Source organism: Blautia sp. AF17-9LB (assembly GCF_003479185.1).
In the GTDB taxonomy this organism is placed as follows: domain Bacteria; phylum Bacillota; class Clostridia; order Lachnospirales; family Lachnospiraceae; genus Fusicatenibacter; species Fusicatenibacter saccharivorans.
On sequence record NZ_QUGU01000021.1, the window covers coordinates 18,224 to 39,352 of the forward strand.

Consider the following 21,129-nt stretch of genomic DNA (forward strand, 5'->3'; position numbering starts at 1 on the left):
CGGAAACGGGGCAGAACAGGAGGAAAAAAGCATGAGTCTGCAGTTTATTATGGGAAATTCGGGGGCTGGGAAATCGAGGTATGCGTATGAAAAAATTCTGGCGGAAGCGGCGCGCCACCCGGAGAAAAATTATCTGATTGTCGTGCCGGAGCAGTTTACAATGCAGACACAGAAAGAACTCGTGTCTCTGCATCCGGCGGGCGGAATTTTAAATATTGATATTTTAAGTTTTCAACGTCTGGCCTACCGTATTTTTGAGGAGACCGGCGGAAGCCTGTATCCGGTGCTTGAAGAGACGGGAAAAAGCCTCGTGGTGAAGCGCGTTGCGCAGGAAAAGAAAAAGGAGCTGACAATTCTTGGCAGCACGTTAAAAAGAACCGGTGCGGTTTCGCAGATGAAATCGCTGATTTCCGAGCTGAAGCAGTATCAGATTGCGCCGTCCGAGCTTGATACGTGGGCGGAAGAGACGGGAGAGAAAAAGCTGCTGGCGGCAAAGCTGAAGGACACCGGTGTGATCTACCGTGCGTTTGAGGAATATCTGGAAAACCGTTACGTGACGGCGGAGGATGTGCTGGAAGTTCTGGCGGGAAAGCTGGAAGAATCGGAGCTGATTAAAAACAGTGAGGTACTGGTGGATGGGTTTACCGGATTTACGCCGGTGCAGATCGGTGTGCTTGGAAAGCTGTTCCGGCTCTGTGCGAAGGTTTATGTGACGATTATTATGGATGAGCGGGAGGACCCGTATAAAAAGGCGATTCCGCATCAGCTTTTTGCGATGAGCCGCCAGCTTGTCCAGCAGCTCATGAAAGCGGCAGATGAAGCAGGGTGCCCGGTGGAGCCGGAAATCTGGGTCAGACGCTCGGGACATGGCCGTTTTCAGCCGGGAAGCACGATGGATCAGCTGGAGCAGAGACTGTTCCGGTATGGGAAGAGAGGATTTTCCGGAAATGGAATAGAAAAAAGACCGGAATCAGGAACGGAAGCAAAGACGGGAAATCCGGCAGCAGGACACGAGGCGAACCAGCAGGGAATCTATATCAGCGTAGCGCCGAATCCGCGTGCCGAGCTGGAAGAGACGGTGCGTCTGATCCGCCGCATGGTGCGCGAGGAGGGCATGCGCTACCAGGATTTCGCCGTTCTGACCGGAGATCTCTCCGTTTACGGTACGTATGCGCGGGAAATCTTTGAAAAATGCGGTGTTCCGTACTTCGTTGATGAAAAACATTCCGTCCTGATGAACCCGTTCGTCGAATTTCTGCGCGCGGCGATTGAGATGGTCGTGCAGAGCTTTTCCTACGAGAGTGTCTTCCGCTATCTGCGCTGCGGTCTTTCGAGTCTGAACCGTGAGGAGACAGATGCGATGGAAAACTATGTCCTGGCACTTGGCATCCGTGGGCTGAAAGCGTATGGGGAGACGTGGACGAGGGGTTACCGCGGCATCAAGCCGGATGAAGTGCCGCAGCGCAATCTTCTGCGGGAGAAGTTCTATGCCGAAGTGCAGCCGTTTGCGGAGCAGATGAAAAAGAAAGATGCCACTGTGCGGGAGCGGACCGAGGCGCTGTATGCACTGGCAGTGCAGAATCAGATGCAGCAAAAGCTCGAGGAGCGGCGGCAGCAGTTTGAGCAGCAGGGACAGGAGGCGTTCGCAAAAGAATACAGCCAGATTTACGGCATTGTCATGGAGCTGCTGGACAAAATTGTCGAGGTGCTGGGCGATGAGAAGATGACGCTGGCAGAGTATCAGGAAATTCTGGAGGCGGGCTTTGCGGAGGCATCTGTCGGTATTATTCCGCCGACGGCGGACCAGGTACTGATCGGTGATAATGAACGGTCGCGTCTGAAGGACATCCGCGTGCTGTTTTTCGTCGGCGTGAATGACGGGCTGATTCCGCGCCACGACGCGGGCGGCGGCATTCTCTCGGAATATGACCGCGAGGAGCTGGAACGGGCGGATGCGAAGCTGTCCCCGACGGCGCGGGAGACGATGTATCAGCAGAAATTCCATCTCTACCGAAATCTGACAAAACCGTCGGAGCGGCTGTACCTTTCCTTTGCGAAAGCGGGCGCGTCCGGCGAGGCGCAGAATCCGTCGTATTTGATCAACGAAATACGAAAACTCTTCCCGGAGATTCCGGTGCGGGATATTGAAAAAGAGGAAAAACCGGAGGAAAAACTGGAAATGCCGCGTTCCGGCGAGGCACTGTTTCTGGAGGAGCTTGGCAGAGCGGCGGAGGGAGAGATCGATCCGCTGTTTGAGGAGCTTTACCGCTGGTATGCAGCACATCCGGAGGCGGGAATTCCGGCGGAGACGTATCGAAAAGCGGCGTTTCTGCGCTGTGCGGACGGTGTAATCGGAAAGAGTGCGGCATCGGCACTGTACGGAGATACGTTAAAAAACAGTGCAACGCGGCTGGAAAAGTATGCGGCGTGTGCGTTTGCCCACTTTATGGAGTTCGGCCTTCAGATCCGCGAGCGGGATCAGTATGAGCTGAAAGCGGCGGATATGGGAACGGTCATGCATGAGGCGCTTGAGAAGTTTTCGAAAAAACTGCAGGAGAACGGTGAGACCTGGAAGACGGTGACCGATGACACGCGTGACCGTCTGATTGAGGAGTGTGTCGAGGAGACGATGGCGGACTATGGAAACACAATTTTTCAGAGTTCAAGCCGGAATCAGTACCGCATTATCCGCGTGAAGCGGATCCTGAAACGAACTGTCTGGGCACTGCAGCAGCAGATCCGGCAGGGAGAATTTGAGCCAGGGGAATTCGAGGTTTCGTTCTCGATGGAGGACTCGCTGTCGGCGATCAACATCGATCTGTCGGAGCATGAGAAAATGCGTCTGCGCGGACGGATTGACCGCGTGGATCTCTGCGAGACGGACGATAAGGTCTATGTGAAAATTATCGATTACAAGACGGGAAATACGTCGCTCGACCTGGTGGCGCTCTATTATGGACTGCAGCTGCAGCTTGCTGTTTATCTCGATGCGGCGGTGGAACTGGAGCAGAAAAAGCATCCCGGCAAGCAGGTGGAGCCGGCGGGCGTGTTCTATTATCATATTGATGATCCGATGCTCGATCAGGAGGAGGATGAGACCGACGAGGCGTGGGGCCGGCGGATGCTGAAAGCGCTGCGGATGGACGGTCTTGTGAATGCGGACCGGAAAGTTGTGGAGCTTCTCGACCGCGTGCTTGAGGACGGAACGACATCCGATGTGATTCCGGTTGGAAAGAAGAAGGATGGAAGTTATACGAGCTATTCGAAAGTAGCATCGCCGGAGCAGTTTGATGTGATCCGTACGTACACCAGAAAGAAGGTGCGTGAGATCGGCGAGGGCATTTTTTCGGGCAATGTAAAAATTTCCCCGTATCAGCGGGACGGTGCGACGGCGTGTGCGTACTGTGAATATCAGGGAATCTGCGGTTTTGACCAGAAAATTCAGGGATACGAGTACCGCAAACTGAAGGGCATGGACACGGAACTGCTGATGAAGGCGATGCAGGAGATAACACAAAGTGATCAAAAGGAGTGACTGCCTTCCGGAAAGGAAAGAGAAATGCAGTTTTCCATGTATGAGAAAGTAATCAGCCAGAAAGAAGAGGGAGAGATAAATGGCAGTAAAATGGACAGCGGAACAGCAGAAAGTCATTGATACGAGAGACCGGAATCTTCTGGTCAGCGCGGCGGCAGGTTCCGGAAAGACGGCGGTTCTGGTAGAGCGGATCCTTGCGATGGTAAAGGATCCTGTGCGTCCGATCGATGTTGACCAGCTGCTCGTTGTGACTTTTACGCGGGCAGCGGCAGGTGAGATGAAAGAGCGAATCGGCCGTGCGCTGCAGCAGAGTCTCGAGGAAGATCCTGAGGATGAGCATCTGCAGAGGCAGCAGACCCTGCTTCACCATGCGCAGATCAGCACGATTCACGGATTCTGTTCGTACGTTATCAAAAATTATTTTCAGATGATCGATCTTGATCCGGTGTACCGCATGGCGGATGAAGGGGAGATCCGTCTGATGAAAAGCGATGTGATCCAGAAGGTCATGGAAGAACGCTTTACGGAAAAGGAGTCTGCATTTACACGGTTTGTGGAGAGCTACGCGGCGGGAAAGCAGGATGACGGGCTCGATGCACTTGTGCTGAAACTGTATGAGTTTTCCATGAGCTATCCGTGGCCGGAGCAGTGGCTCGAAGAGTGCCGGGCGGCGTACCAGATGGATTCACCGGAAGCAGTGCAGGAGAGTATCTGGGTACAGGAGCTGATGAGCGAGGCGAAAAAGCGGCTCTCGAGTATTCTGGAAGGGATTCAGGAAAACCGGAAAACAGCAGTAAGCTCTGGAGGACCGTATTTATATGATGAGGCGCTGGCTTCTGACCAGCAGATGGTGGAAGAACTGCTGGAAACAGAATCGTTTGATGAACTGGTGCGCGCGATGGCCGGAATGAAGTTTAAAGCACTTTCGCGGAAAAAGGCAGACGATGTGAGTGAAACGCTGAAAGATCAGGTAAAGGCGGAGCGCGATGCATGCAAAAAGGAGCTGCAGAAGTTAAAAGAGCAGTTCTTTGAGAAGGACAGCGCTGCGATTGCGGAGGAGATTGCCGACTGCCGGGAGCCCATCGGGGTGCTGATTGATCTGACGGAGCAGTTTGCAAAAGCGTTTGCGGAGAAAAAACGGAGCAAAAATATTCTCGATTATGCCGATCTGGAACACTTTGCGCTTGAAATTCTCGTGCAGCAAAAAGACGGCTGCCTGGTGCGGACCGATGCGGCGCGGGAGCTGTCGGAGCAATTCCGGGAAATTATGATCGATGAGTACCAGGACAGCAACTTTATCCAGGAGGCACTGCTCTCTGCGGTGTCCGGTGAGGAGGACGGCAGGTGGAACCGGTTTATGGTCGGCGATATCAAGCAGAGTATCTACGGATTTCGTCTGGCGCGGCCGGAGCTGTTTCTGGAAAAATATCGCACGTATCAAAAAGACGGAGAAAGCCAGCAGAGGATTGATCTCGATAAAAACTTTCGAAGCCGGCCGGAGGTGCTTGCAGGGGCGAACTATGTGTTCCGTAAGCTCATGAGTCCGGAGCTTGGCGGCATTGCGTATGATGAGGCGGCGAGCCTCCATGCGGGTGCGGCGTTCCCGAAGAAAGAAGAGGGAAATACGGATCCGTGGCAGAGGGCATACGAAACGGAGCTTCTGCTGCTGGACGACCAGGCGCCGGAGCTGGAAGATGATAAATCCCGCGAGACGAAGATGGAAACGGAGGCGGCTGCCGTTGCGGCGCGCATCCGGGAAATGGTTGGAAATGAGGAAGTTGTGGATAAGGAGACCGGGGAATACCGGAAAATCCAGTACCGGGATATCGTCATTTTACTCCGTGCGGTCAGCGGATGGGCGGAGACGTTTTCGCGCGTACTGCAGGCGGCGGGAATTCCGGCGTACAGCACATCAAAAACGGGATACTTTTCCACGCAGGAAATCGTGACGGTGCTGAATTACCTGCATCTGTGTGACAATCCATGCCAGGAGATTCCATTTACGGCAATCTTACGCTCGCCGATCTGCGGATGCACTGATGCAGAGCTTGCTGCGGTGCGTTGTGTGGATAAAGACGTAAAAATTTATGAGGCGTGTGGAAAATATGCGGCAGAAGGGGAAGATGAGGCGCTTCGGAAGAAGCTTGGAAGTTTTCTGGAGCAGCTGGAAATGCTGCGAAGCCGCGTGCCGTATACGCCGATCCATGAGCTGATCACACAGATTCTCGAGGAGACGGGCTACGGCGGCTATGCATCTGCAATGCCGGGTGGTGTGCAGCGGCGGGCAAATCTGGAGATGCTGGTGGAAAAGGCGGTGGAATTTGAGGCGACGAGTTACCGTGGACTGTTCAACTTTATCCGTTATATCGAGCAGCTTCAGAAGTATGAAGTCGATTTCGGCGAGGTGAATATTTACGGGGAGAGCGCAGACACGGTGCGTATCATGAGTATTCACAAGAGTAAAGGACTGGAATTCCCGGTTGTGTTCCTCTCGGGCATGGGCAAATCGTTTAACCAGATGGACAGCCGTGCGGCGCTTGTACTCCATTCCCGCATGGGCATCGGCGCGGATGCGATCGATCCGGAGCACCGCGTCCGTCAGGCGACACTTCCGCGGCAGATCATCCGGCAGAGCATGAAGCTGGAAAATCTGGCGGAGGAGCTGCGGGTGCTTTACGTTGCCATGACGCGACCGAAGGAGAAGCTGATTATGACGGGCATGGCGTCGAAGCTGGAGAGCCGCGTGAAGCAGTGCGCGGCGCATGCGGGGCGGCAGGAGGAGCTGCTGTCGTATCAGACATTGAGCAGTGCATCCGGGTATCTCGACTGGATTTTGCCGGCATTTTCGAGAAACCGGTGTTTCGATGGGCTGTATGAACAATTCGGTCTGGCAGGGAATGCGGACAATCCGCTGTATGCAGAGAAAATTCCGGTAACGATCCGCCTTGTATCACCGGCAGGACTTGTTGAGGGAGAAGTGCTGCATCAGATGGAGCGCGCGGTGAATGAGCAGAAAATCATGGAAATTCCGAAGCAGCCGCCGAGAGAAGCAGCGCTGAAGGAACTTGTGGAGGAGCGGTTTGCCTACCAGTATCCGTACGAGAAGGAAAAACAGATTCCGGTAAAAGTTACCGTTTCGCAGCTGAAGAAGGCCGGGATGGAGGAATCCGAGATCGGAAAAGAGCTGTTCGTTCCGGAAGAACCTGTGCCGATTGTACCGGGCTTTCTAAAAAAGGATCACGCGAAAGTTCTGGCCGGAGCCGATCGCGGAACTGCATATCATCGCCTGCTGGAATGTCTCGATTATCGCAGATCGTACAGCATCAAAGAACTGATGACACAGACGGAAGAACTGATTGCGGACGGAAAAATGACGAAAGAGGAGGCGGAGTGCATTTATTTCAAATCCATTCTCACCTTTGCAAAAAGTCCGGTGGGAATGCGGATGCGGAATGCATTTCTGAAGGGAACGCTGAGACGAGAGCAGCCGTTTGTAATGTCCGTTCCGGCAAGCGAGGCAGATCCGTCCTATCCGGAAGACGAAACCATTCTCGTGCAGGGAATCATTGACGCATGGTTCCCGGAGGGGGACGAGATTGTTCTTGTGGACTACAAAACGGATCGTGTGAAAGAAGCCGGGGAGCTGAAAAAGAGGTATGAAAAACAGCTCGCCTATTACCAGCAGGCACTGGAGCGGACGACAGGGAAGAAAGTGAAAGAGAAAATTATTTATTCGCTGGCACTGGATGAAGAGTTGGTATTGTAGGAAAAAACTACTAGAAAAAACAACTGTCAAAACAGGGATAAAGTATGATATCATAGTTGAGAAACAAATAGGTATTGAGAAACAAAGAGAAAAAAGGAGATTCAGTGATGATTCGAAAAATTGTTCAGATAGAGGAAGACAGATGTACAGGATGCGGGCTTTGTGCGCATGCCTGTCATGAAAGTGCGATTGCGATGGTTGACGGGAAGGCAAAGCTGATCCGGGATGACTACTGCGACGGATTCGGTGACTGCCTGCCGGTCTGTCCGGCAGATGCGATTTCGTTTGTGGAGCGGGAGGCGCTGCCGTACGATGAGGAGGCGGTAAAAGAGAACCAGCGGAAGGCAAAAGAGGCGGCCGGACAGGAGAATACCGGAGCAGGAAAAGCAGGTGAAAACAGCTGGGCGATTGACCGTGCAGATGCGCAGGAAAATTCTGCAGCAGTTCCGTCCCGGCTCCGCCAGTGGCCGGTGCAGATCAAGCTGGTGCAGGAGCGGGCTTCGATGTTTGCAGGAGCAGACCTTCTCGTTGCGGCGGATTGTACAGCGTATACGTATGGAAACTTCCACCAGGATTTTATTCGGGATCATGTCGTTCTCGTAGGCTGTACAAAACTTGACGATATCGATTATTCCGAGAAACTTGCGCGGATTTTTATGTGCAATGATATTAAGAGTATCACGGTTGCACGCATGGAGGTTCCGTGCTGCGCAGGAATGGAGCGTGCCGTGAAGATGGCGCTGAAAGAGAGTGGAAAGAAGATTCCGGTGAAAACCGTGGTGATTTCTACGGAGGGGGAAATTTTGTAGAAAATCAGATATAGTAATTAGCGTGTGCCCTTAAAAGTTATTTTACAATTGGTACATTCTGCTTTGTGGAATATGTAAGACGAAAAAAATGAAAAGCTCGGTAAGAGGTATTAGAAAAATGAGTATGACGAAGATACAAGAGGAGCTTCTTGGTGCGCTGATCGGTCTGGCCCGGTCGGTAGATGGAAGAGGAGAAGCAGCAAAAGGTGAATCGCAGGAGTTTTCCAGCGGTGACAGCAATGGTCACCGCCCGGACAAAGCCACGCATGAGATTCTGCTTGGCGGAATTTGTGCGGCAAATCCGGAAAAAGAGCTGAGGGAAGAAGAGGGGAAATCCTGGATTGTACGCGTGGAGGCAGAAAAGAACCGTCTGAATCCGGATTGCGCAGTGTGCAAGGGAAAATGCGGCAGAACAGATAACTATGATCTCGAAGAAATGGAGACAGATGAACCGTCGGACCGGGCACGAAAAGAGCAGATTCTTGCGGAATTGTTTCCGATGGCAGAAAAACTGCAGCAGCTTCGGAAAGAAACAAAAGAGCAAAACGAAGAATTGCAGGGGGCGGTTAATTTTTTGTATAAGGCATTGTTTGCGATTGGAAACTATGTCGGGGAAAAGAGTCTGCAGAGTGTGGTGCAGGAGATGAATAACCTTTTTGTTAAATTGGAAAATGTATTAAAATAAGTAGAAAATAAGAAAAATCCTCTGTCCGGAGTGTATAAAAAACCCCGGAAACAGGGGATTTTTTGCGTTCTGCGCCAAGTGCATAAAACGTATTATCGCGTTTTCACAAAGTTTTGCAAAAGCAGACAAAATTGCAGACAGGCGCTTGCAACAGAAAAATGAATAGGTTATAACATTATAACAAGGCGGCAGGAGAACCAATACAAAGAAATGAGATTCTAGTGGCATATAAACAGAAAGAATACAGGGAAAAGATGAAAAGGGACGGAAGCGGGATGGAGAAGAAAAAGTATATCCTTCTGGATGTTGGCGGAACGGAAATCAAAGGAAGTGTGTCGGACAGAAATGGAGTAAGAACGAAAATCCGGAAATTTCCAGCACGGGCGCAGAAGAGCACAGAGAAGATTCTGGACAATTTTGCAAAGATCTGCCGGGAACTGATGATAGAAGCAGACGGAAGTGTTGTCGGAGTTGGGATGGCGATTCCGGGTCCGTTTGATTATGAAAATGGAATCAGCCGGATGCAGGGACTGAATAAGTACGATGCCATTTACGGGATTCCACTGGAAAGCGAAATCAAGGCGCGCGTGCCGGAACTTGGATCAGCACGATTTTTGTTTTTACATGACATTGAAGCATTTGCACTGGGAGAAAGCTGGTACGGAAACTGTCGTGATGTAGATAAAATTCTGTGCGTCTGCATCGGAACCGGCGCCGGATCTGCTTTTGTAGAAAACGGCAAAACAGTGAAAACGGGAAAAGGTGTGCCGGAAAATGGATGGATTTATCAACAGCCGTTTGGAGATTCCATTTTGGACGATTATCTTTCTGTGCGCGGGCTGGAGCAGATTAGCCTGGCTGTGACAGGAAAAGTGTGGAGTGGAAAAGAATTGTATGGTCTGGTAAAAGCGGGAAACATGGAGGCAGAAGAAGTCTGGAGAAGATTTGGAGCAGATGTGGCGGCTGGCCTTCTTCCTGTGCTGGAGGAATATCAGCCGGATCTGCTGCTTCTGGGCGGACAGATTGCAAAAAGTTTTTCCTGGTTTGGAAAAGAACTGGAAAGAGAGTGCGAGAAAAGAAAGATTCGGATTCAGATAGAAACGGAAACATCCGGCCGTGCCATGGAAGGCCTGTTGTCACAGTTTCCTGAAAAAACACAATAGAGCAAAAATATTTTCAGAAACAAAAATACAATGCTATGGAGAGAAAAGAAGAAGGAGAAACTGCAAAAATGGATAGAAATCCGGGAGCACCGCCGCTGTATGCGCAGCTGGAACAGATTCTGAAACAGCAGATCGAATGCGGCACGTACAAAAAAGGAGATTTTCTGCCAACAGAAAAAGAGCTGATGGAAAAGTACGAGCTTTCGCGTGTGACAGTACGCCAGGCGATGACGAATCTGATACAGAGCGGTTACGCCCGTGCACGGCGCGGCATCGGAACAGATGTTGTCTACGAGAAAGTCGAAGAGCAGATGGAAGGTGTCATCAGCTTCACGGAAGAAATGAAAAAGCATCATATCGAAATGCAGACAATATACTGCAAGATGGAACTGATCAGTCCCGGGGAAACGGTAGCAAGAAGTCTGCAGATTCCATTGACGGAGCCATGTTATTGCCTGAAACGTGTGAGGAATGCTGTGGGAAAACCCATGGTCTATACCATTACGTATCTGAAAAAAATCTGCGAACTGCCAACAGAGCCGGAGCCATACATGGAATCGCTGTATCAGTATCTGTGGGAGGAGCATGGAATCTATATTGAATCCGGCCGGGATACGCTTGAGGCGGCACTTCCATCGGAAGAGGTGCAGAAAGCACTGAAAATTGATGCGCAGATGCCTATTTTTATCCGGACACGGCAGACATTTCGGAAGGGCGGCGAGGTTTTTGAATATTCGATCTGCTATTATCCGGGAAATCGTTATAAGTACACGGTGGAACTGTAAACATATGACATGTAAAAAAACGAAACCGGATAGAAGTGCGAAATCCGCCAGATGCAAAAGCGTTGAAACAAAGATGATAGGTCTGATCGGCGCAGGAAACAACCCAATGGATGGAAGAAAAATTAAGAAAAGGAAAAGAATCCAAATGAATTTAAAAAAGAAATATGGAAACTACGAATTACATCCGCAAATGAAGATCACAGGATACGAAAATGAAATCTGGGATGAAAAAAAGAAGATCATCGAAGAATTAAAACGGGCGGTTCAGGAAAAACAGAAAGAAAAGAAAACCTGTATTCTTTCCTTTGATCTGTACCCGGGTGTACGAAAAGAAGAAATAATGGAACTGGCCAATGCACTGCAGCCGGACCGGATTTTTGATATCGAAGACTGTGCCAAAGACGAAGAAACGCTGTTAAGAGAATTTAACGATTACATCACCGATGACCGTGTTTTCGGCATTATGTGTCATAAAACCATAGACACCTGGTTTGAGAGCGAAAAGCTGGAAACCATGAAAAAAGCAATTGAGACAGAATGTGCGGAAGAAAAAGATACAAACGGTGGTCTGATCGTGATCGTTGGTACAGCGACAGAGCTTCTGGCCGAAGCAGATGTTCTTGTTTACTGTGATCTGACCCGCTGGGAAGTTCAGCTCCGCTACCGGAGCGGAATGCCAAACTGGCACAGTACCAATTATAATGATCCGATCCTGACGAAATATAAACGGGGATTTTTCATTGAATGGCGTCTGGCGGACCGCTATAAAAAAGAGCGGTATGAAAAATTCACGTATCTTCTGGATACGGAGAAAGAAAATGCACCGGTTCTTACAACGGGAAATGCCTTCCGAGGCGCACTGCAGCAGCTTGCCAGACAGCCATTTCGTATGGAGCCGTATTTCGACCCTGGCGTATGGGGCGGTCAGTGGATGAAGGAAAACTTTGGTCTGGATGCATTGAAGGAAAATTTCGCGTGGAGCTTTGACGGAGTTCCGGAGGAAAACAGCCTGAATCTGGAAATCGGCGGAAAAGTCTTAAAAGTACCGGCACAGGATCTTGTCTTCTATGCGCCGCATGAACTGCTGGGTGAAAGAGTCCACGGCCGGTTCGGCGCAGAATTCCCGATCCGTTTTGACCTGCTGGATACGATGGGCGGTCAGAATCTTTCCCTGCAGGTACATCCGCTGACCGAATATATCTATGAAAAATTTGGCATGCCATATACGCAGGATGAGAGCTACTATCTTCTGGATGCCGATGAAGACGAGGAAACGTATGTATACCTCGGCCTCAAAGAAGGCGTGGATAAAAAAGAGATGGAGCGGGAACTCCGTGCAGCAGAAAAAGGAGAAGAACTTTTCCCTGCAGAAAAATATGTCAACAAAATCCCGGTCAAAAAACACGATCATGTGCTGATTCCGGCAGGAACGGTGCACTGCTCAGGAAAAAACACGATGGTGCTGGAGATCAGTGCGACACCGTATATCTTTACCTTCAAACTCTGGGACTGGGGCCGCCTTGGCATGGATGGACTGCCGCGTCCGATCCACCTCGACCACGGTATGAAAAATATCCAGTGGAACCGCGATACCAAATGGGTGTACGACAATATCGTCGGCCAGCAGAAAACACTGGAAAAAACAGAAAACTGTGAAGTGGAGCGCACCGGACTGCACAGCCGCGAATTTATCGACACGATGCGCTACACACTTTCGGAAGTGTACACCGTTTCCATGGATGACACCGTTCACGTCATGAACCTGGTGGATGGACGCAGTGCTACGATTGAGAGCGTGGATGGAAGCTTTGCACCGTTTACGGTACATTACGCAGAAACCGCCATTGTTCCGGCAGCGGTCGGAACGTATCGGATTGTACCGAAAAAAGGCGAGACGATTAAAATGCTGGTAGCATCAGTGCGATAAGGGAAAAGTGATAAAAACTTATGGTAGCTGCATGGAAAAAAGAACGTAGAATTTTATATATTTCAGGAAGAATAATGTATGTTATTGGAGATTCTCCTGTGCTAAACTCTTTTTGCACAGGAGAACAGAAGAATATTTTAAGAATCCAAACAAGAGCACAGATATAAACGGCGGTAGGAAGATGGCGCCATGCCGGTTTGCTTTTTGAAAAAATTTGAAAAATAAAACTGGTTATCAAAACCGAGTGTATCTGCAATCTTGGAAATGGGCAGATCTGTAGAAGTTAAAAGCAGCGTTGCAGTTTCCACTTTTTTCTGCAGAATAAACTGTCCAGGAGAAATTCCCATGTGGGTCTGAAATAGTTTTGTAAAGTAACTGGAATGGTAGCCGGCCACTTCTGCCATCTGTTGTACGGTAATCTGCTCATGCAGATGTGTTTCAACATAGGCAATTGCACTGGAAAGTGGAGAATCAAAGGATTGTGGAATGAAAGAGACACTTCCAGGCGGGCAGCATTCAAAATAATAGCAGAGCAGATGAAAGACAGCCTGTTTGGCCTTCAAAGCGGAAGAAATATCCGTCTGTTTACAGGATTGAATAATGTCCTGAAAAATTCGCTGTGCTTTTTGCGGGTCTTTAGCATCAACACAAAGAGGAAACTGAACCAGCTGAAAGAGGTCCGTTTGCTGACAGGTAATCTGAAAATGGCAAAAATAGGTGCGATAGGGATTTTGAACATCTGTAAAAAAAGATTGATGCGTACAGGCTGGGAGCAGATATAACTGACCTGCGTGAGGATGCAATACTGTCTGGTCGACCTGAACTGTGCCTTCCCCCTGTATTACCAGCTGAAAGCTGGAAAAAGGAGGACGAGAGGAATCGCATTTCCAGGATTCATCGCAAATAATCAGATTAGCACGTTCGAGAATGACAGTTGCCTCCCGGAGGCGATTTTTAATAAGTAATTCGTTTTCATTCATAAGTCGTTTCCACCTATACATTCTTCTGTGAATATAATAATTTTAAAAATAAATCATTGATAAATGAATGATATGGCATTACTGCAAGAACAATTGTTAGCATTCTAGCATAAAAAGGAGAAAATAGCAAATGACACACAAAATCAGAGAAGTCTACATCGTACATCATTCCCACACTGACGTGGGTTACACCGATCTGCAGGAGCAGGTTATCTACAATCAGGCAAACAACATCCGCAGGGCGGTCGAACTGATTGAAAATGGAATCAAAAACAACACAACCCAGAAAGATCTGAAATGGAACTGTGAGACATGGTACTGCGTGGAGCAGTTTTTCAAAATGGCAACGGAGGAAGAAAAAGAAAAGTTTTTCGATCTGGTAAAAAAAGGAAACATCGGTCTGTCTGCCAATTATCTGAACTTTAATGATCTTGCCGACTGCAAATATCTGAAAGAAAAAATCCATACGATGCAGGAAATCTGCGGCGAAAAAGGAATCCAGATCAAAACAGCCATGATTGCAGATATTAATGGTATCTCCATGGGACAGCGCGATGCCCTGATCGAAAACGGAGTAGAATTTTTGTATACCAATATCCATACCCATCACGGCATGTATCCGCTGTATCAGAACCAGAAACCGTATTTCTGGGAAAATGAGAACGGACAGCGTCTGCTGGTATGGAATGGTGAGCATTATAACCTGGGAAATGCCCTCGGCATCGTCCTGAATAAAAATGTTAACTTTATGACAGAAAATTACTTCGGCAAAAAGAATGGCGATGTGGCAGGACTTCTGGAAAATCTGCACACGAATCTGGCTGCGAGCATAAAGGAATATGAAGAAAACGGTTATCCGTACGATTTCTATATCACCAGTGTTTCCGGCGTTTTTTCGGATAATGCGCCGATCAACCCGGCCATTGCAGATACGGTTGCGCTGTTTAATGAAAAATATGGCGAAGAAGTCACCATGCATATGGTGACGCTTCAGGAATTGTATGACAAGATCCGGGATAAAGTGCAGGATGCACCAGTGTATCGGGGTGCCCTCAATGACTGGTGGGGCAATGGCGTTGGAAGTACACCATATGCGGTAAAACATTACAAAGAAGCCGTACGACTGAACCATATCTGCGACCGACTGGAAGAAAAAACAGGGGTACATAACAAAGAAATGATTCAGGCATATGGCGACAATTCTCTTTTGTATGCAGAGCACACCTGGGGTCATTCTGCTACGGTAACCAATCCGTATGATACCATGGTAACAAATCTGGATATGCGAAAAAGCAGCTATGCTTCCAAGGCACATGAGGCCGCGGCAATGCGTAAAAATGAACAGTGCCATAAACTGGGTGATATCCTGCGGTATTACAATCTGTCCGGCAAAGTGAAAGCGGTCTCCACAAGCCATCAAAAGAGAGTATTTCCGGTAGAATTTTACGTAGAAACTTTAAGTCTTTTTGCAGTTAAAGTAACCGATGACAAAACAAAACAGGAGATGGAGGTGCAGCTGTCTGCTCATCCGCGCGGAGTCCTGATAAGTTTTCTGGCAGAATTTGAGCCGATGGAAGAGAAAACGTTCACGTACGAAGAGCAGCCGGCTCTGTCCCAGACCCTGTTCACCAGAACTGCCTGGGTAGGCGCAGAGCGGGTGCGCGATATTGTGAACACGTACGATCCGGAAAGTTACAAACTGCCTTACGGTCTGGAAAACGATTTCTTTCAGATCAAATGGAAAGTCGGAGAGGGCATTACCTCCTTCTACAATAAAAAAGCAGAGGTTGAAATGTGCAAATCCGGTCTGGAAACGTTCTTCACGCCGGTTTATGAACGCACCGAAATACGGAAGGGTGTTTATGCGGAACGCAGTCTGATCGGAAGAAATATCCGCGGACTTCACGCAGAGCAGTATCAGGGTGACCTTACGGATGTGAAAATTCTGGATCACGGACCGGTGTTTACCAAAGTAGAACTGATCTTTACCCTGGAGGGAACGTATCACAGCAGTGTTGTGATCAAAATGTACCGTCATCTTCCGAAAATTGAGTTTTCTTACCGGGTAGCCAAAACATTAAGCGAGGATATCGAAAGCCTGTACCTTCCGTTATCGTTAAATCTTCCGGATGCGGAAGTGATGATCCAGAACGGAGGTGTTACCATGCGCCCTGGTATTGATCAGCTTCCTGGCACCAATATGGAATACTATATTGCGGATGAAGGGCTCGTTTACCGGACAAAAGATCAGACGATTCTGGTTAATACTTTTGACACACCGTTACTTTACATGGGGGAGATGGAATCCCACCCAATCCTTCTGTGCGATAACAAAGAGGAGAATAATAAACGGCCGGTTTACAGCTGGATTATGAATAACACATGGGAAACAAACTTCAAGATGGACCTGTCCGGATTCAGTGAGTTCCGTTATGGAGTGGAGATTGTGGAGCAGGGAACCGCAGAGAAAGATATGGAAAGCCTGTCAGATAATGACAAGGGTGTGGTTACCTTTATTTGCGGGTAATCATTGTTCCGCGGTTTTACGGCGGTGTCAGGCAATGAGGCCATGGCTGTCTGGCGGTAGTATGAAAAACAGCAGAAGATGAAAAAAGACAGCGGGGAGTATGACAATTAGACGAAAAAGTCAGACTTTCCGCTGCTTTTTCGTTAAAAATGAAAACAGGCGAAAAAGTACTGCGTTAATATTAAGATGTTATGTGACTTAACACAAGAACACAGATTTTCTGTCTAAAAAATCAAAAGAAACAGAAGAATACTCCTCGATCTATACAAATTAGGACTGGAAAATAAGAATTTTAATATACAAAATAACGAAAAGGCTATTGACAATCTTTCTAAAAGATGTTAACATCTAAACACAAGTTAAGAAACAAATAGAGGGGCTGTTGGTAACATGGCAGAGAGAAAATCAGTATCCATGCAGGACCTGGCAGATAAGCTGGGCATCAGTAAAGTAACAGTTTCCAAGGCGCTGAACGGAAAAGACGGCGTGGGAGAAGAACTGAAAGAAAAGATTTTTGCGCTTGCGAGAGAATCCGGTTATGTCCTTCCGGACTACGGAAAACGGAAGAGCAAAAAAGTCGGTATCATCATGAGTCCGCGGTTCAGCTCCGGAGACGAAGGAAAATTTTATATGGCAATGTACGAGCGGATCATCTACGAGCTGCAGAGAGCATCCTGTTCGAGTATCATGATTTCTCCGACAACAGCAACACTCCCGTCGGACATGAACACGATACAGACCAGAGGGCTGTTCGACGGCCTGATCTTTCTTGGTATTCTCGATAAGGGTGTCCGGGAGCAGATTGCACAGATTGATCTCCCGAAGGTGTATGTGGACATCTACGATCGAACCCACAAATCCGATTCCGTCATCACCGAGAATATTTACAGCTCCTATGAGCTGACCAATTACCTGATCCAGCAGGGCCACACAGACATCGGATTTGTCGGAACCGTAGGAAGTACAACCAGTATTTCCGACCGATATCTCGGATATCTGCGGAGAATGCTGGAGGAGGGAATTTCCCCGAAAAATGAGTGGAGAATCCCGGACCGAAGCGAGGAAGGCATTGCCATTCCGCTTTTGCTACCGGAGAAGCTGCCCACCGCATTTGTCTGTAACTGCGATGCCACCGCATTCAAATTAGTGCAGGCATTAAAAGAGCGTGGAATCTGCGTACCGGAGGATGTTTCCGTGACCGGTTTTGATGATTCCATTTATGCACAACTGTGCAGTCCGTCGCTCACCACGGTTGCGGTTGACACCGACGCGATTGCACGTCTTGCGGCAAAACGTATGATCAAACATATGAATGAACCGCAGAAAAAGAGCGGCGAGGTATACCGCATTCCCGGAAAGATTATTTACCGGGATTCCGTTTGTAAGATAAACGGATAAAGTGATAAGCCCGAGCAATCGGGAGAAGGAGGAAAAAATCTTGAGTAAACCAAGCAAAAAGAAAAAAGGACGCTGGACCAAGAATGACACGGAGCTGACCGTCATGGCGCTGCCGACCACCATCTGGTATATTCTGTTCTGCTTCCTGCCTATGTTCGGTCTGATCATTGCGTTCAAGAATTACAAAATCACCGGCGGAAAGAGTTTCATTTATAACCTGCTCCACAGTGACTGGGCCGGCTTCAAAAACTTTTCGTTCCTGATCAGATCCAACGACCTGTTCGTCATCCTGAGAAACACAATCCTGTATAACCTTGCATTTATCGTTCTTGGTATGGTATTTTCCGTAGGACTGGCTATCATGATCAGCCTGCTGCACAACAAAAGAGCGTCGAAGGTATATCAGACGATGATGTTCTTCCCATATTTCATGTCATGGGTTGTAGCTTCCTACTTCCTGGATGCATTCCTGAACCAGGACAACGGTCTGATCAACAGTATAATGAGAAATGCAGGCAAGGAACCGATTCAGTGGTACATGAGTGCCGGTGTATGGCCATTTATCCTGATCTTCATGTATCTGTGGAAATCTACCGGATACAACATGGTTATCTACCTGTCCAGCATTTCCGGTATTGATACCACACTGTACGAGGCAGCCGTTATGGACGGCGCCAACAAGAGACAGCAGGTATGGCACATTACCCTGCCTTGCTTAAAGAGTGTCATCATCATGATGTTCATCCTGAATGTCGGAAAGGTCTTCTACTCCGACTTCGGACTGTTCTTCCAGCTTTCTCAGGGAGCAAGCGGTTCGATCTTCAAAACGACAGCAACTATCGACACATATGTATACAACGCACTGCAGTCTTCCACTCCGATCGGAATGACTTCTGCGGCAACATTCTTCCAGTCTGTTGCATGCTGCATCACCATCCTTCTTGCCAATGCCATTGTGAAGAAGATTGATGAAGACAGCGCGATTATTTAAGGAGGTACGAAAATGGCAAAAAAGAAAAAAGATCTTGATCTGGCTTCCTCTTCACATTTAAATCAGATCCAGGGATCTACAAATGCAATTTTCAATGTTATTTTTGTGATCCTCGCCCTGGCCTGTATTATCCCGGTAGTATTCATCTTTATGATCTCGATTTCTTCCGAGCATTCGATCAAGATGAACGGCTACCAGTTTATTCCGAGTGCATACTCGCTGGATTCTTACAAATTCCTTCTTCGGGAAGGACAGATGATCCTGACAGCACTTGGCGTTTCCGTTGCGGTAACGGTTATCGGTACGGTAATCGGAGTTGCCCTTACGATGCTGATGGGTTACGTTCTTTCCAGAAGCACCTACAAACTGAACGGATTCTTTACCATGGTCGTTTTCATTCCAATGATCTTTAACGGTGGTATGATTTCTTCTTATGTAGTCAACACACAGTTTCTGAATCTGAAAAACAGTATCTGGGCGCTGATCCTTCCGCTTTGTGTTTCTTCGTTCAACGTTGTTATCTGTAAAACGTTCTTCAAGACCAACATTCCGGAATCCATCATTGAGTCGGCACAGATCGACGGAGCAACCCAGTTCCAGATTTTCGGAAAGATCGCCCTGCCGCTGTCGAAACCGCTGATGGCAACGATCGCCCTGTTCCTCACCTTCGGTTACTGGAACGACTGGTTCCAGTCTTCCCTGTACATCAGCGATACCAAGCTGTATTCCCTGCAGGCTCTGCTGGATCACGTACAGAGAAATATTGAGATGATGGCAAACAACCCGTCTCTTGGCGTTACCACGGCACAGTACATGAACTCGATGCCAAAAGAGGGCGCCCGTATGGCGATGGCAATCATCATCATCATCCCGATCGCATGCTGCTATCCGTTCTTCCAGAAATACTTCATTTCCGGTCTGACGGTCGGTGCGGTAAAAGGCTGATCGACCATTTACCTTTATGGATCTCATACTGAAGCAAAAGGCTTCGGTTAAGGATAATTTCAACATTCTATATTTTATATCAGGAGGATGCTACAATGAAAAAGAAACAGTTTTTAGCTCTTGCACTTTCTGCTGTTATGGCCGGTGGCATGCTGGCAGGCTGCGGAAGCAGCAACGGAAGCAGCAGCTCTTCAAAGAGTGATGCAAAAGATGAAGTTGTTACACTGAAATGGATTCAGGTTGGTAACGGAATGCCGAAGGATTATGATGAGTGGCTTGCACAGATCAACCCATATCTGGAGGAGAAAATCGGCGTTAATGTAGACATGGAAATCGTTCCGTGGGGTGACTGGGATAACAGAAGAAGCGTTATCACAAACTCCGGCGAGTATTTCGATATCCTGTTCACCGACCAGAACCGTTACTCTTCTGAGGTGAACACCGGCGCACTGATGGACATTACAGATCTGCTCAAAGACAACGCTTCCGAGCTGTATGACATGATTCCGGAAGATTACTGGAAAGCAGTAGAAGTAAATGGAAAAATCTACGGCGTACCGACCTACAAAGACAGCTCCCTTTCCGAGTACTTTGTATGGGATCAGGATATTGCAGACAAATATAACATTGATGTAAATTCTGTAACAGATTTCAATACTCTGTACGATGCTCTGAAGACAGTAAAAGAGGGCGAAGGCGGATCTCCGTACTTCATGTCCAAAAATGGTGCAAACTTCCTGCTGAACCTGAACTACGATGATTTAAGCTCCGGACTTCCGGCAATCGGCGTTAAATACGGCGATGACAGCAAGACCGTTGTCAATCCGCTGGATGACGAAGAAATCCTTTCCAACCTGGATATCGTTCGTAAAATGTATCAGGAGGGCATCATCAACGGCGACGCTCCGACAGCAGATGATTCCAGCAAATACGCAATGTTCTTTGTTGCACAGGGATGGAGCGGCGCTGCAAAAACAACATGGGGTCCGAACAATGGTATCGCCAATTGTTCAGCAGTACAGTATGGCAACACAGTCGTTTCCAACACAACTGTACGTGGTTCCATCAATGGTATTTACTCCGGATGCAAGCACCCGGACAAAGCACTTCAGCTTCTGAACCTGGTAAATACGGATTCCAAAGTACGTGACTGGTTCTACTATGGAGCAGAAGGAAAAGACTTCGAGTACACCGATGACAATAAGGTACACCGCCTGACCACTGACTGGGGTATGGCCGGATATACCCAGGGTACTTTCTTCAACGTAACTCAGACAGACGATGTTGACTTCAACCAGTGGGATGAAGTAGAAGAGCTGAACGAGAAAGCAACTCCGTCTGAGATGCTTGGATTCAACCTGGATACCTCCAACATCGAAACAGAGCTTGCAAACTGCCGTGCCGTATATGAAAAATACTATTCTGAGTTATTCACCGGCGCACAGGATCCAAGAGAGCTTGTAAAAACCATCGATGCTGAGCTTGAGACAGCAGGCTGGGAGACCATCCGCGAGGAAGCTCAGAAACAGATTGACGCACAGAAATAAGTTTGATACATTAACTTTATAAGAACTACAACAGGGCATTTTCGATTACGGAGATGCCCTGTTGCAGGATA

At 48.4% G+C, this 21,129-nt stretch carries 13 protein-coding genes; 12 read left to right on the forward strand and 1 reads right to left on the reverse strand.

Going from position 1 to position 21,129, the window contains the following annotated elements; all coding sequences use genetic code 11:
* Positions 1-31 precede the first annotated feature (31 nt).
* From DWX00_RS17340 to DWX00_RS17370, 7 genes are all read left to right on the forward strand, one after another.
* Positions 32-3,535 (forward strand): PD-(D/E)XK nuclease family protein, encoded by a 3,504-nt coding sequence (locus DWX00_RS17340; RefSeq protein ID WP_118595879.1) that lies wholly within the window; start codon positions 32-34, stop codon positions 3,533-3,535.
* Between the two features lie 79 nt (positions 3,536-3,614).
* Positions 3,615-7,301, forward strand: coding sequence for a helicase-exonuclease AddAB subunit AddA (gene addA, locus DWX00_RS17345; protein ID WP_118595880.1), 3,687 nt, complete (start codon positions 3,615-3,617; stop codon positions 7,299-7,301).
* A gap of 107 nt (positions 7,302-7,408) precedes the next feature.
* Positions 7,409-8,110 carry an ATP-binding protein gene (locus DWX00_RS17350; protein WP_118595881.1) on the forward strand — a complete coding sequence of 234 codons (702 nt, stop codon included), beginning with the start codon at positions 7,409-7,411 and terminating at the stop codon, positions 8,108-8,110.
* Between the two features lie 118 nt (positions 8,111-8,228).
* The gene (locus DWX00_RS17355) at positions 8,229-8,795 is read left to right on the forward strand and encodes a hypothetical protein (protein WP_118595882.1); all 567 of its coding nucleotides are present in this window, start codon (positions 8,229-8,231) and stop codon (positions 8,793-8,795) included.
* A gap of 275 nt (positions 8,796-9,070) precedes the next feature.
* Entirely contained in the window at positions 9,071-9,958 is an 888-nt protein-coding gene (locus DWX00_RS17360) for an ROK family protein (protein ID WP_118595898.1), read from the forward strand.
* A gap of 68 nt (positions 9,959-10,026) precedes the next feature.
* Complete coding sequence (locus DWX00_RS17365) at positions 10,027-10,743, forward strand: GntR family transcriptional regulator (protein WP_118595899.1); 717 nt, start codon at positions 10,027-10,029, stop codon at positions 10,741-10,743.
* A 145-nt stretch (positions 10,744-10,888) separates the two neighbouring features.
* Complete coding sequence (locus DWX00_RS17370; RefSeq protein WP_118595900.1) at positions 10,889-12,670, forward strand: class I mannose-6-phosphate isomerase; 1,782 nt, start codon at positions 10,889-10,891, stop codon at positions 12,668-12,670.
* 137 nt (positions 12,671-12,807) lie between these two features.
* Here the strand turns inward: DWX00_RS17370 and DWX00_RS17375 are convergent, their stop codons facing one another.
* A complete protein-coding gene (locus tag DWX00_RS17375; RefSeq protein ID WP_158578901.1) occupies positions 12,808-13,650 on the reverse strand; it encodes an AraC family transcriptional regulator in 843 nt (280 codons plus the stop codon).
* 130 nt (positions 13,651-13,780) lie between these two features.
* Here DWX00_RS17375 and DWX00_RS17380 point away from each other — a divergent pair, with 130 nt between their 5' ends.
* The 5 genes from DWX00_RS17380 (at position 13,781) to DWX00_RS17400 (ending at position 21,058) form a co-directional block, all read left to right on the forward strand.
* On the forward strand, positions 13,781-16,177 hold the full coding sequence (locus DWX00_RS17380) for a hypothetical protein (protein ID WP_118595884.1): 2,397 nt from the start codon (positions 13,781-13,783) through the stop codon (positions 16,175-16,177).
* 390 nt (positions 16,178-16,567) lie between these two features.
* Positions 16,568-17,575, forward strand: coding sequence for a LacI family DNA-binding transcriptional regulator (locus tag DWX00_RS17385; RefSeq protein WP_118595885.1), 1,008 nt, complete (start codon positions 16,568-16,570; stop codon positions 17,573-17,575).
* 103 nt (positions 17,576-17,678) lie between these two features.
* Positions 17,679-18,566, forward strand: coding sequence for an ABC transporter permease (locus DWX00_RS17390; RefSeq protein WP_055265684.1), 888 nt, complete (start codon positions 17,679-17,681; stop codon positions 18,564-18,566).
* 12 nt (positions 18,567-18,578) lie between these two features.
* Complete coding sequence (locus tag DWX00_RS17395; protein WP_055219078.1) at positions 18,579-19,511, forward strand: carbohydrate ABC transporter permease; 933 nt, start codon at positions 18,579-18,581, stop codon at positions 19,509-19,511.
* Positions 19,512-19,606: 95 nt separating this feature from the next.
* Positions 19,607-21,058 (forward strand): ABC transporter substrate-binding protein, encoded by a 1,452-nt coding sequence (locus DWX00_RS17400; protein WP_117509974.1) that lies wholly within the window; start codon positions 19,607-19,609, stop codon positions 21,056-21,058.
* The last annotated feature ends 71 nt before the right edge of the window (positions 21,059-21,129 follow it).